Annotated in this window: 14 protein-coding genes; 11 read left to right on the top strand and 3 right to left on the bottom strand. The window is 54.6% G+C overall.

The window, feature by feature from the left end; genetic code table 11:
- Positions 1-179: 179 nt before the first annotated feature.
- The 8 genes from grpE (at position 180) to ACTIKR_RS04445 (ending at position 8,498) form a co-directional block, all read left to right on the top strand.
- A complete protein-coding gene (gene grpE, locus ACTIKR_RS04480; protein WP_193087383.1) occupies positions 180-761 on the top strand; it encodes a nucleotide exchange factor GrpE in 582 nt (193 codons plus the stop codon).
- A 226-nt stretch (positions 762-987) separates the two neighbouring features.
- Positions 988-2,916 (top strand): molecular chaperone DnaK, encoded by a 1,929-nt coding sequence (gene dnaK, locus ACTIKR_RS04475; RefSeq protein WP_193087384.1) that lies wholly within the window; start codon positions 988-990, stop codon positions 2,914-2,916.
- 98 nt (positions 2,917-3,014) lie between these two features.
- Positions 3,015-4,145 (top strand): molecular chaperone DnaJ, encoded by a 1,131-nt coding sequence (gene dnaJ, locus ACTIKR_RS04470; protein ID WP_193087385.1) that lies wholly within the window; start codon positions 3,015-3,017, stop codon positions 4,143-4,145.
- 114 nt (positions 4,146-4,259) lie between these two features.
- Entirely contained in the window at positions 4,260-5,150 is an 891-nt protein-coding gene (locus ACTIKR_RS04465) for a methylglyoxal synthase (protein ID WP_442327226.1), read from the top strand.
- 260 nt (positions 5,151-5,410) lie between these two features.
- The gene (gene modA, locus ACTIKR_RS04460; protein ID WP_193087387.1) at positions 5,411-6,187 is read left to right on the top strand and encodes a molybdate ABC transporter substrate-binding protein; all 777 of its coding nucleotides are present in this window, start codon (positions 5,411-5,413) and stop codon (positions 6,185-6,187) included.
- 12 nt (positions 6,188-6,199) lie between these two features.
- Positions 6,200-6,871: a molybdate ABC transporter permease subunit gene (modB, locus tag ACTIKR_RS04455; RefSeq protein WP_193087388.1), complete on the top strand. Its 672-nt coding sequence runs from the start codon at positions 6,200-6,202 to the stop codon at positions 6,869-6,871.
- Between the two features lie 62 nt (positions 6,872-6,933).
- Entirely contained in the window at positions 6,934-7,632 is a 699-nt protein-coding gene (locus ACTIKR_RS04450) for a sulfate/molybdate ABC transporter ATP-binding protein (protein WP_226816518.1), read from the top strand.
- Positions 7,629-8,498: a TOBE domain-containing protein gene (locus ACTIKR_RS04445; RefSeq protein ID WP_442327225.1), complete on the top strand. Its 870-nt coding sequence runs from the start codon at positions 7,629-7,631 to the stop codon at positions 8,496-8,498. The genes ACTIKR_RS04450 and ACTIKR_RS04445 overlap by 4 nt, the downstream gene beginning before the upstream one ends.
- 112 nt (positions 8,499-8,610) lie before the next feature.
- Here the strand turns inward: ACTIKR_RS04445 and ACTIKR_RS04440 are convergent, their stop codons facing one another.
- Both ACTIKR_RS04440 and ACTIKR_RS04435 read right to left on the bottom strand, forming a co-directional pair.
- Positions 8,611-9,783, bottom strand: a complete 1,173-nt coding sequence (locus tag ACTIKR_RS04440) for a vWA domain-containing protein (RefSeq protein ID WP_442327224.1) — start codon at positions 9,781-9,783, stop codon at positions 8,611-8,613.
- 34 nt (positions 9,784-9,817) lie between these two features.
- Entirely contained in the window at positions 9,818-10,690 is an 873-nt protein-coding gene (locus ACTIKR_RS04435) for an AAA family ATPase (RefSeq protein ID WP_193087391.1), read from the bottom strand.
- A 163-nt stretch (positions 10,691-10,853) separates the two neighbouring features.
- On the opposite strand from ACTIKR_RS04435, the gene ACTIKR_RS04430 reads away from it, so the two are divergent.
- Together ACTIKR_RS04430 and ACTIKR_RS04425 are read left to right on the top strand one after the other, a co-directional pair.
- The gene (locus tag ACTIKR_RS04430; protein WP_128394934.1) at positions 10,854-11,207 is read left to right on the top strand and encodes a c-type cytochrome; all 354 of its coding nucleotides are present in this window, start codon (positions 10,854-10,856) and stop codon (positions 11,205-11,207) included.
- Between the two features lie 13 nt (positions 11,208-11,220).
- Complete coding sequence (locus ACTIKR_RS04425) at positions 11,221-11,589, top strand: c-type cytochrome (RefSeq protein WP_193087392.1); 369 nt, start codon at positions 11,221-11,223, stop codon at positions 11,587-11,589.
- 324 nt (positions 11,590-11,913) lie between these two features.
- Here the strand turns inward: ACTIKR_RS04425 and ACTIKR_RS04420 are convergent, their stop codons facing one another.
- Positions 11,914-12,342, bottom strand: a complete 429-nt coding sequence (locus tag ACTIKR_RS04420) for a DUF1841 family protein (protein ID WP_193087393.1) — start codon at positions 12,340-12,342, stop codon at positions 11,914-11,916.
- Between the two features lie 416 nt (positions 12,343-12,758).
- Here ACTIKR_RS04420 and ACTIKR_RS04415 point away from each other — a divergent pair.
- Positions 12,759-13,084, top strand: a 326-nt coding sequence (locus ACTIKR_RS04415) for an isocitrate/isopropylmalate family dehydrogenase (RefSeq protein ID WP_442327223.1), incomplete at its 3' end; no start/stop codon positions are given.

Below are 13,084 nucleotides of genomic sequence, written 5' to 3'. Positions count from 1 at the left end.
TGGTTTTGCCGCGCTCGCCCATTGAGCAGGCCGCAGCGTTCGTGCCCCCGCCCCGGTGATGTAACGGCCCAATTACGGGAGGGTAGGGCGCCGCCAACACGGGCACAGATTCACCCTTGAATTTATCTTCGCCGCCCCCAAGTGGGGGATAACTATATTGATTTGATGCAGGAGTAGAAATGACACAGGAATTTGATCCAAACAAGAACCAGGCCCCCAAGGCTGATAACGAAGAAACCACTCAGGCTGAGGTTGCCGACACTGAACAGCCTGACCAGGACGCGGTAAATACGCCGACTGACGATCTGGAAGCCAAATATACCGAACTTGAAGCCAAAGTCAGCCAGTATCATGATCAGTTGCTGCGTGCTCATGCCGAAATGGAAAATGTGCGTCGTCGCGCCCAGGATGATGTCTCCAAGGCACGAAAATTTGGCACTGAGTCTTTTGCAGAAAGCCTGGTTCCTGTTCGGGACAGCCTGGAAGCTGCGCTGGCGATTGAAAACCAGTCGCTCGAATCGCTCAGGGATGGGCTTGAAACCACCTTGCGTCAACTGACAGCGGCATTTGACCGCAATAATCTGAAAGAAGTGGCTCCCGCAGCAGGGGACAAGTTTGATCCGCATGTGCATCAGGCCATTTCCACCGTTCCTGCCGACGTGCCATCCGGCACCGTTGCCAATACCTTGCAAAAGGGCTATACCATTGCCGAGCGGGTCCTGCGTCCTGCGTTGGTGACCGTCTCGGCGGGCCAGGGGTAAATATAATGCACCGGCAGATTCAGGTCTACCGGCCATTTTTCTGTCCAAATGGCTGTTTGTGATCAAAAAACGTGCCAGAAATGAAAAAAAACACAAAAAAACGGTTTTTTTCTCTTGAAATCGCAAACGGCCAGCCCCACGTACTAGACAACGAAAGATCCTGTGTCGCGAACATGTGCAAGCAGGATCCATTATTTTGAATTATTTGATAATAGGGTAGACTCAAATGGGAAAAATCATTGGTATTGACTTGGGTACCACCAACAGCTGTGTATCAGTGCTGGACGGCGATAAGGTCAAAATTCTGGAAAATGCCGAAGGTGCACGCACGACTCCTTCCATTATTGCCTACATGGAAGATGGCGAAACCCTGGTCGGTGCACCGGCCAAACGCCAGGCAGTGACCAATCCGACAAATACGCTCTATGCAGTCAAACGCCTGATAGGCCGCAAATTCGAAGAAAAAGCGGTCCAGAAAGACATTGATCTGATGCCTTACACGATTGTCAAGGCCGACAACGGTGACGCATGGGTCGAAGCACGTGGCAAGAAAATGGCGCCTCCACAGGTTTCCGCTGAAGTGCTGCGAAAAATGAAAAAGACTGCCGAAGACTATCTGGGCGAAGAAGTGACCGAAGCCGTTATTACGGTGCCTGCCTACTTCAACGACAGTCAGCGCCAGGCAACCAAAGATGCAGGCCGCATTGCCGGTCTGGAAGTCAAACGGATCATCAACGAGCCAACAGCGGCTGCGCTGGCATTTGGTTTGGACAAGACCGAAAAAGGCGACCGCAAGATCGCAGTTTATGACCTGGGCGGTGGTACCTTTGACGTATCCATTATCGAAATTGCCGACGTTGACGGCGAGAAACAGTTCGAAGTGCTGTCTACCAATGGTGACACCTTCCTGGGTGGTGAAGACTTTGACCAGCGCATTATCGACTACATCATTGCCGAGTTCAAAAAGGAACAGGGCGTTGATCTGAGCAAAGACGTGCTGGCGCTGCAACGCCTGAAAGAAGCGGCTGAAAAGGCCAAAATCGAGCTGTCTTCCGCAACGCAGACTGAAGTCAACTTGCCATACATCACTGCTGATGCATCTGGTCCGAAACACCTGACCCTGAAGATTACCCGTGCCAAACTGGAAGCGTTGGTTGAAGATTTGATTGAACGTACCATTGCGCCTTGCCGCACAGCGGTCACTGACGCCGGTGTCAAAGTGTCAGATATCGACGACGTGATCCTGGTCGGTGGTATGACCCGCATGCCAAAAGTGCAGGAAAAGGTAAAAGAGTTCTTCGGCAAGGACCCACGTAAAGACGTGAACCCTGACGAAGCAGTGGCTGCCGGTGCCGCCATTCAGGGCTCGGTGCTGTCTGGTGACCGTAAAGACGTGCTGCTGCTGGACGTGACACCATTGTCCCTGGGTATTGAAACCCTGGGTGGCGTCATGACCAAAATGATCCAGAAAAACACCACGATCCCAACCCGCTTTACGCAGACATTCTCTACTGCAGATGACAATCAGCCTGCCGTGACCATCAAGGTCTTCCAGGGTGAGCGTGAAGTGGCTGCCGGTAACAAGGGGCTGGGCGAGTTCAACCTGGAGGGTATTCCACCTGCAGCACGCGGCTTGCCGCAAATCGAGGTGACGTTTGACATCGATGCCAACGGTATTTTGCACGTTTCCGCAAAAGACAAAGGCACCGGCAAGGAAAACAAAATCACGATCAAGGCAAACTCCGGTCTGACCGAAGACGAGATTCAACGCATGGTCAAGGACGCCGAAGCACACGCTGACGAAGATCACCGTGTCGCCGAGCTGGCCCAGACTCGTAATCAGGCCGATGCACTGGTTCACTCAACCCGCAAGTCACTGACTGAATATGGCGACAAGCTGGAAGCGGCCGACAAGGACGCGATCGAAGCGGCCCTCAAAGAGCTCGAAGAAGTGCTCAAAGAGGGTGACAAGGCTGCGATCGATGCCAAAGTCGAAGTGCTGACAACCGCATCCCAGAAACTGGGTGAAAAAATGTATGCGGACATGCAGGCCCAGGCGCAAGCCCAGGGCGAGCCTGGTGCTGAACAGGCCCAGGCAGCAGACGACAATGTCGTTGACGCCGATTTCAAAGAAGTGAAACGCGACGACAAATAATGCAGGTTGTCTGATTAGAAAACCCGGCCGGTCTGAAAAATGACAGGGCCGGGTATTGTTTTTTATATATTGAAGAAGAAATCTAAAGGCGTATAACGATGGCAAAACGTGATTACTACGAAGCCCTGGGTCTGGCCAAAAACGCTTCGGACGAGGACATCAAGAAGGCGTATCGCAAACTCGCCATGAAGTATCACCCGGATCGCAACCCGGACAGTCATGAGGCAGAAGAAAAATTCAAGGAAGCCAAGGAAGCCTACGAGATTCTGTCCGATCCGCAGAAACGCGATGCCTATGACCGCTATGGTCATGCGGGCGTGGATCCCAATGCAGGCATGGGCGGCGCCGGTGGTGCCGGCTTTGGGGATGTCTTTGGTGACATCTTCGGCGACATCTTCGGCGGTGGCGGTGGCGGTGGTGGACGGCGTGGCGGTGGCCCGCAGGTATTCCGCGGCGCCGATCTGCGCTATCGGCTGGATATTACCCTTGAGCAGGCTGCCAAGGGGATGGAAACCGAGATTCGCGTACCAAGTTGGGAAAATTGTGATGTCTGCCATGGCTCCGGTGCCAAACCCGGCACCGAGCCTACGACCTGCCACACCTGCCATGGCGCGGGTGCAGTGCGTATGCAGCAGGGCTTTTTCAGCGTTCAGCAAACTTGCCCGACCTGCCATGGCACAGGCAAGGAAATCAAGGATCCGTGCACGGCATGTGACGGCGTAGGCCGCAAGCGCAAGAATAAAACCCTGCAGGTTAAGATTCCAGCCGGAATCGATGACGGGATGCGTATTCGCTCGGGAAGTAACGGCGAACCAGGCGTCAATGGTGGTCCTGCGGGTGACCTGTATGTCGAAATTTCCATCAAGGAACACAGTATTTTCAAACGTGATGGCGACGATCTGCACTGTGAAGTGCCGCTGCCGTTTGTGACTGCAACCCTGGGGGGTGATCTGGAAGTGCCCACATTGGGTGGCAAAGGCGAAATTACAGTTCCTGAAGGCACGCAGAGCGGCAAAGTTTTCCGTTTGCGTGGCAAGGGCATCAAGGGTATTCGGGCTTCCTATCCAGGTGACCTGTATTGCCATGTCGTTGTCGAAACACCAATTCGGTTGAGCGACGAACAGAAGGCGCTGTTGCGGCAGTTCGAGACCTCGCTTAACGATGGAGGCGATCGCCATTCCCCAAAGAATAAATCCTGGACCGACAGAGTGAAAGATTTTTTCAGCTGATCACTGAACATGCCTGTCCAGGCTGCGGTTCCTATTTAGAATGCACGTATCACTACGTGCATTTTTTTTGCATGAATTTGTGTTCGCTACGTTCAATATCGGGGAGTATGTCATATGTCATCAACAAGCAGTCTTCGTTTTGCGCTTGCAGCCAATCGCCTGCACCATGCAACACCTGATGCGGGTCTGTTTACCTGGCTTAAGGCTTCATCCGAGACGATTCGCGAACTGGATATAGAGCTGCATACCGTCGGCCGTACGTATGACGCCCTCCAACGCGAAGGCTTTTTGTCGGGTTACCGGAAAAATATCCGTTATCCATATGGGCGGGAAGGGGGGCTGATGAAGCTGGTATCTCGCGTAACCGTCCACGAAGCAACGCCTATTACACTGGATGGTGCCATTTATCTTATTGATCCGGTGGACCCCTCGTCGATTTTCCCCGAGGCATTAGCGCTCAAGCGGCAGTGCATTACCCACGGCAAGCCATTTATTTCGACTGTGGCTGGCGCCATCGAATGGATGGAAGTTGAGCGTGTATTGGCAGGGCTGGAGCCCCTGTCTGACTGCCTGTCGTCCGACGTGATTCGTGGACAGACCATGGCGCTGATTTCCCATGATGCGCTTAAAGCGGAGATGGTCGCCTATGCCTCGCAGTATTTCGAGATACTGTCGATGTTCGAACGTCGTGTTGCCACGGGCACAACCGGCGGCCTGCTGAACGAACTGGCCTGGTCCAAGGGCTGGCCGGCAGACAAACCCTGGGTGGATCGTTATCTGAGCGGCCCATTGGGGGGTGATGCACAGATCGCCGATCTGGTTCTGGACAGAAAATGCCAGCGGGTGATCTTTTTTGAAGACCCGCATGTTGCCAGACAGCATGAAGCAGATATTCAGTTGTTGGAACGGGCGGTGCGTGTGGCTACGCACGACGCGACCTGTGCAACCGCAAGGCAGGTAGCCCGCAAATGGGCGGATGCCGTGCAACGCGCCAATGCAGTATAGGCACGTGTGCCAAGACTACATAGCCGTGTGCACTGAGCGCTGATCGCGGCGGAATGAGGCAGGGCGTCAGCAGGCAGAGTCACCCGGCAAGTTCGATAGCAGCAACCGGGCCTGGGTTTGGCGGGCACGCTCTGCGTTAAAATCGGACGCAAGCAAATTTCGATATATAATTGACTATATATCGGGTTATGCCAGCTGTCGTGAACGTTTCAGGCGCTGGGACCCGATACCTCCTCAATGTTTATTTTGTGCAGGAAGCCATGAAACAAAAAAATATTCGCAGGTATCGCCAGGTGCATGCACTGGCCGTCGGCCTTGTTTTTTCGGTCACATCCCTTGCGGCTGGCGCCGACACGCTCACAGTGTCGGCCGCTTCCAGCCTGACCAATGTCTTTAAGGAAGTGGCAGCGGCATACAGCAAAGCCCATCCAGATACCCAAATTCAGTATAACTTTGCCGCCTCGGGGGCGCTGGTGCAGCAGATCCGCCAGGGTGCGCCGGTGGATGTATTCGCTTCTGCCGACCAGAAAAGCATGGATGACGCGGCTAAAGGCGGGCTGCTTGATGAGGCATCGCGAAAAAATTTCGTACGTAATGAAGTGGTGCTGATCGTCCCGGCTTCCTCCAATGACTCAGCCAGGGATCTGCAGAGCCTGGAGGCCTCGGCAGTCAAGAGAATCGCCGTGGGCAACGTGGCCAGCGTGCCTGTCGGCCGTTACACCCGGGAAGGTCTGGAAAAAAGCGGTCAGTGGGGTAAGCTCGCGCCCAAATTCATTTGGGCCGAGAACGTACGTCAGGTGCTGGATTATGTCTCCCGCGGTGAAGTGCAGGCAGGATTTGTCTATGCCACCGATGCTGCCGTGCGTAGCGACGAGGTCAGCGTGGTCCAGGCCTTGCCGATCGATACGCTCGTTAGCTACCCGGTTGCAGTCATCAAGTCTTCGGCCCACGCGGCGCAAGCCCGTTCGTTCGTGCAGTTTCTTGATTCTGAACAGGCACAGGCCATCTTTGCCAACGCCGGTTTCAAAAAGCCCTGACGTCAATAAGTTATGGAACCCGTCTGGATCCCCTTGTTGATTTCCCTGAAGGTTGCCGGTTTTGCAATCCTGATCAATCTTGTGCTGGGCATTGGCACGGGCTGGTTACTGGCGCGCCGCGCCTTTCCCGGCCGGGACCTGCTCGATACCATTTTGACCCTGCCGATGGTGCTGCCGCCAACCATTCTTGGCTACTATCTGATTGTGCTTCTGGGACGCTATGGCTGGCTGGGGCGCTATCTGGATCAATGGTTTGGCATACAGTTGATCTTTACCTGGCAGGGCGCGGTCGTGGCCGCGGTCGTGGTCTCGTTTCCGCTGGTATTTAAGCCGGCGCGCGCCGCCTTCGAGAGTGTCGACAGCAATTATGAAGATGCCGCCCGGGTGCTGGGACTAAATGAGATGGCGCTGTTTTTGCGCGTCACATTGCCATTGGCCTGGCGCGGCATTCTTGCAGGGTTGCTTTTGGCGTTTGCGCGTGCGTTGGGCGAATTCGGCGCCACACTGATGATTGCCGGCAATATTCCGGGGAAAACCCAGACGCTTTCCATTGCGGTGTATGAAGCCGTGCAAGCGGGGGCCGATGCGCAGGCCAATTTCATTGTGACGGTCATATCCATTGTATGCATTATCATTCTGTTTTCCGCAAGATATCTGGCGCCGCGCCGTTTGGAGCAGCAATGAGAGCCACAATGAGAGAGGCTGCAATGACGCCCGACCAGAGCCGACTGGGTGCAGATTCTGTTATGAATGAACCCCATACGCCGTTTCAGCTGGATGTGTCCATTCGCCGCCAATTGCCGGCCGCGCGGCATGGTTTCACACTGGATGTCGACTTTTCTGCACGTACCCGGCGCATCGTGATCCAGGGGCCGTCTGGCGCCGGCAAAAGCATGACATTGCGTGCCCTGGCCGGGTTGATGAGGCCGGACAGCGGCCGGGTTGTGCTGAACCAGGATGTCTTGTTCGATTCTGCTGCGGGCATTGCCAGAACACCCCGGCAACGGCAAATATCCTACCTTTTCCAGGACTATGCGCTGTTTCCCCATTTGACAGTGCGGCAAAACGTGGCCTTCAGCCTTACGCACGGTTTGTTGAACCCGACGCGCAATGCCTGGCGCGAAGAAACGGATTACTGGCTGGACAAGATGCATATGCAAGCCTATGCCGATCGCTATCCGGAACAGCTTTCCGGCGGACAAAAGCAAAGGGTGGCGCTGGCGCGGGCGCTGGCCAGCCATCCGCGCCTGCTGTTGCTTGACGAGCCTTTCGCCGCGCTGGACACCAATTTGCGGCAACACTTGCGCCAGGAGATCAGCCAATTGCAATCACAACTGCAATTGCCTTTGATTCTGGTCACACACGACCCTGTCGATGTGGCTGTTTTTGGAGATCTGCTGCTGCATGCTCACAATGGCAGTATTCGTGAGCGGGGGGCAGCATGATACGGCGGCAAGCACCTGTTGAGGAATCTGCCAGCGTCCCTGAGCCTGCAACCCGTTCTTCGGCGAGCACGGACACGGTCGCTGAAAGCCCGCAGCCACGACTGAATGTGCGCACGGCCATCGGTTTCGGGCTGGAGCACCACGTGCTGGCGGACGAGCGCGATCTGCAACTGCTCGGTCATGTGCATCGCCTGGGTTCCATCACCCGCGCGGCCCAGGCCGCGGGCGTGACTTACAAGACGGCCTGGGATAGGTTGCGCAATCTGCAGACCCGTCTTGGTCATGCTGTTGTGATTGCCGCCAAGGGCGGGCGCGGCGGCGGAAGAACACTGCTCAGTGAAAAAGGGCAGGCGCTGCTGCAGTATTATGAACAACTGCGAAAACAACAGGATCATGCCGTTGAGCCCGATATTGAACTCGATGCAGTAGGCGGCCTGGCAGCACGCCCCTTGCCCCTGCGCAAAACCAGTGCGCGTAACCATTTGCAGGGCGTGGTCGCGGCCATTGAGCGCGATGGCATGCGCGACGCAATCAGCGTCAGGCTGCACGACTCGGTGCATGTGAGCGTCAATATTACGCACGCCAGCACGCAGGCGCTGGGTCTGAAAAAGGGCGTGGCCGTCTATCTGCTCATCAAAGCGCCGGCAATCCGGTTCGCTCGACACCACCACGTGCAGCAGAATGTATTTTGCGGGCTTATCCGCAGTACCCGGCGGGTGCAGGATCAGCAGGAACTCGAGGTGCAGATTGCACCCGATGTTCATCTGATCACTGTTGCGGGGAAGGACCAGGCACAGCCCTTGCGCAAGGGAGAGCGGATCTGGGTTCATATCGATCCCGATACGGTAATTCTGGGCGTCGATTGAAAGGGTGCGCACAGCACCGGTGTTTTTTTATTCGTCCGTCAGGGACGAGCTGATTAATGATGTTGTTGTCAGATATAAAAATGCCAGGCCACGCCGATGGTACTGAAAAAGATTATTTCGACAACTGCCGCATGGCCGCTTCGATACCCGTCATGGTGACCGGATACATGTGGTTCTGCATGATATTGCGGATGACATCAATTGACTGCCGATATTGCCAGTAGGCTTGTGGTTCGGGATTGAGCCAGATGGTCTTGGGCCAGGCGTCCAGGATGCGGGTCAGCCAGACGGCGCCAGCCTCCTTGTTGTAGTGTTCCACCGAACCACCGGGGTGGACAATTTCGTATGGACTCATGGTGGCGTCGCCCACGAAAATAACACGCCAGTTGGTGTTGTAGGTTCGCAGCAGCTCCCAGGTGTCGGTATACACCCGGCGTCCGCCAGCGTCATAACGCCAGAAACGCTCATAGGGACAATTGTGAAAGTACCAGACTTCCAGATTACGAAACTCAGTGCGCGAGGCCGAAAACAATTCCTCGACGCGCGCGATATGATCATCCATGCTGCCACCGACATCCAGCAGCATCAGCACATTGACCGCATTGTGTCGTTCCGGCACCATTTTGACATCAAGAAAGCCGGCGTTGCGCGCCGTGCTGCGAATGGTGTCATCCAGATCCAGCTCTTCTGCAGCGCCTTCGCGGGCAAAGCGGCGCAGGCGCCGCAGGGCAACCTTGAAATTGCGTGTACCCAGTTCCTGTTGATCGTCATATTCCCGAAAACGGCGCTCTTCCCACACCTTAACTGCAGTTCGGTTACCTGCAGACGGGCCGCCAACGCGGATGCCTTCCGGATGATAGCCGCTATTGCCAAACGGCGATGTGCCGCCGGTGCCCACCCATTTGCTGCCCCCGGCATGGCGTTCTTTCTGCTCGTTCAGGCGTTCCTTGAACATCTCCATGAGCTTGTCCCAGCCGTGCTTTTCAAGCGCAGCTTTCTCTTCGGGCGTCAGGTTTTTCTGCATCTGGCTGATCAGCCAGTCCAGCGGAATGTCGGGGCCTGCGGGCAGGGAGGCGGGCAGTTTCTTGACAAACAGGGCAAAGGCCTGGTCAAAGCGGTCAAAAAGCGTTTCGTCCTTGACCAGCGTCAGGCGCGCAAGATGATAGAAGTCATCGAGTGACGGCGGCATGACGCGCTCGCGCAGGACTTCGAGCAGGGTCAGGTATTCCTTGACCGAGACCGGAATCTTGTGATTTTTCAGGTGATAGAAGAAGTCGATAAACATAGTTTGCTTGTCACCCCGAAACCAGTGCGCTTGATTAGCGCCGTGTCTGACGGGACAGACCCGACAGGCGTTCCAGCAGGCTGATGTCCTGCTCGTTCTTGAGCAGCGCGCCGGCCATTACTGGAACCGAGGTCGCCGCATGCGCATCAATGCGGGCTGCGTCGATGTCTTCGGCCAGCAACAGGGCCAGCCAGTCCAGGAATTCGGACGTGGACGGTTTTTTCTTCAGGCCCGGCGCATCGCGCAGCATGAAGAAGTGATCCATCGCGGCGCGCAGAATATCGGTTTTAACTTCCGGGTAGTGCACTTTGACAATTTCGCGCAGCGTATCGCGGTCGGGGAACTGGATGTAATGGAAAAAGCAACGGCGTAAAAAGGCGTCGGGCAGTTCCTTTTCATTGTTGGAGGTGATAATGACCAGCGGACGGTGTTTGGCACGAATGGTCTGGCCGGTTTCATACACATGAAATTCCATCTGGTCCAGTTCGCGCAGCAGGTCGTTGGGAAATTCGATATCGGCCTTGTCGATCTCATCGATCAGCACTACAGTAGGCACATCGGATTCGAAGGCCTGCCACAGCACGCCTTTGCGGATGTAATTGGCAATGTCGCGAACCCGTTCGTCACCCAGCTGCGAGTCGCGCAGGCGCGAGACGGCATCGTATTCATATAAGCCCTGATGCGCTTTGGTGGTGGATTTCACATGCCATTGCAGTAGTGGATAGCCCAAGGCCCCGGCTACTTCTTCGGCCAGCATGGTTTTGCCTGTACCCGGCTCGCCCTTGATCAACAGGGGCCGCTGCAGTGTAAGGGCGGCATTGACAGCCAGCTTGAGGTCGTCGGTGGCAACGTAACGTTCAGTGCCGGCAAAGCGGCTTGGATTCGGTGGAGATTGGCTAGGTTTCATTTCAATTCTGCAACAAAATAGGGATGATTTGAGCATCTGACCCCCAATACTACCCTAATCTAGATCAATTATGTCGTACAATCTCAAGCTTTAAAGCTGATCCGACCCGCTGGCAGTCTCGCGGTACGTTCAATCTCGAAATTCGCTAACAAAAGAGCAAAATATGAAGTTATCCGCTTTCAAGCGCTCAGTTGCTGCGCTCGCCATTGTGGTTCCCTGTGCCTTCTTTAGTCAGGCATTTGCCCAGCAGGCTGCTGCTCCCAAAGGGGACATCGAAGCTGCCAAAGGCAAAATCTCCATGTGTATTGGTTGTCACGGCATTCCTGAATACCGTGCCAGCTTTCCCGAAGTCTATCGGGTTCCCATGATTTCGGGCCAGAATGCGGACTACATTGTTGCTGCATTGAAAGAATACAAATCCGGTGCCCGGACTTTCCCTTCCATGGTCGCTATCGCAAAAAGCCTGTCTGATCAGGATATGCTGGATATCGCAGCCTATTTTTCTCAAGTAAAATAATCCGGGAACTGATATGAAACGCGTCTCTATTTTATTGTCAGGTGCCATATGCGCACTTGTGGGTGTGGCATCTGCCCAGGCGGCTGATCTGGCTGCCGGCAAGGCCGCATTTGAAAAGAACGGTTGTGTGGCCTGTCACGGCGCCGCCGGCGACAAAACCATTGCACCGATGTACCCCATTCTGGCTGGCCAGCATGACGACTATCTGGTCCATGCATTGACTGCATACCAGCGTGGCGTCAGCAATGCGCCCAATTCTGCCAATATTCGCAAGAATCCGATCATGGGCAACGAAATCAAGAAATTGGGTTCAGCCGATATTGTCAACATCGCAGCATGGCTTTCTGCACAGGAAGGTCCACTGACACACAACCGCAAATAAGCTGGCTTCCGGTTATCACGATCGGAATATTGCAGCTGCATAAAGGTGTCGTCATTCATTACATGCATGAACGCCAGACAGAAAAAAACCGGAATAGATATGTTCCGGTTTTTTTTGTCTTGGCCAGAGCGACAGGTGCACAGGCCGAGAGGTCTGGTGCGTTGACCGCATCTCCCATCGCGCAAAGCGTTCGATGAACGAGTCCGCAATGCACTCGACTTCGGCCGGAAAGCGGCCGGGGTGCAGGTCTGGTTGTTTTCGTGCGTTATGCGCAAGTGCGATGGTAGAAGAGGGATGAGGTCTGTTGGCCCCACATCGGCGATTTCAATGCCTGGTTGAATGCTGGCGCAGCAGTTCCAGGTAATGGTCGGTGTCCAGCGGCTTGCCCAGTCGCTGTGATTCCCAGATAACCTGGCCCAGGCATTCCATGATTTCGTGCATGGCGTGATGTTCATCGCTGCGGGCAGCCAATTGCTCATAGATGCCGCGAATGCCTGGCGGATGGTCAATGGATACCTGTTCATTGATGGCCAGATGCATGGACAAGTGCAAAAACGGATTGACCTGTCCCTTTTCTACCGAGAACTCCTGCTGAGCGGCATCCGGGTTCTCCAGCGCAGTGTGGTACTCCGGATGTTGCAAAATCCAGGTCAGCGCCATGGACTCCATTGGCGTGAGGATTTTATTCTGACGATGTTTGGCCCAGGTTTCCGTAAAAAACTGGCGAACCTGATCGCGGGATGGATTGAACATAAAAATAGGGAATAAAATAACGAGATAATCTTAAAGCCCGCATCGCACAGGTTGATCGTGTGAAATGTGAGGGCCAGATGTAATGGCTAAATGCCGACATAAGGGCGCCAACAGCATCTGTTGCGGTCCTTGCGACTCCCTTGTCAGGCTCGTTGCTGCGCACGCACCGTGGGCCATTCGGTTGCATCACGGTGAGTCATTCGGTCACATTGTTGCCATCATAACATGCGCACTTGATGTGCTGGCCGGATAAGCGCGCTAAATTAACGGGATGGCAGGCTTACCATATTTTGTTTAAATATGGGGGACTCCCGCCGCAAAACAGCCATTTTTCAGTTAAACTACTATGTCTTATATAAGACTCGTTTATCCAACGATTGTCTTTATGTTTTTTACTTGTGGGTTACGGAGCCAGCATGTCTTACCAGCACATCAAAGTCCCTTCATCGGGCGAAAAAATCACGGTCAACGCCGACTTTTCACTGAATGTCCCTGACCAGCCGATCATCCCATTCATCGAAGGCGACGGCACCGGTGCCGATATCACGCCTGTGATGCTCAAGGTTGTGGACGCTGCGGTCGAGAAAGCTTACAGCGGTAAACGCAAAATTCACTGGATGGAAATCTACGCTGGTGAGAAATCCACAAAAGTATATGGTTCCGACGTCTGGTTGCCCGAAGAAACACTGGAAGTGGTCAAGGATTACGTTGTTTCCATCAAGGGTCCGTTGACCACGCCAGT

This window comes from Advenella sp., assembly GCF_052108595.1.
In the GTDB taxonomy this organism is placed as follows: Bacteria; Pseudomonadota; Gammaproteobacteria; order Burkholderiales; family Burkholderiaceae_B; genus Advenella.
This window is presented reverse-complemented; position numbering and strand designations above follow the sequence as displayed.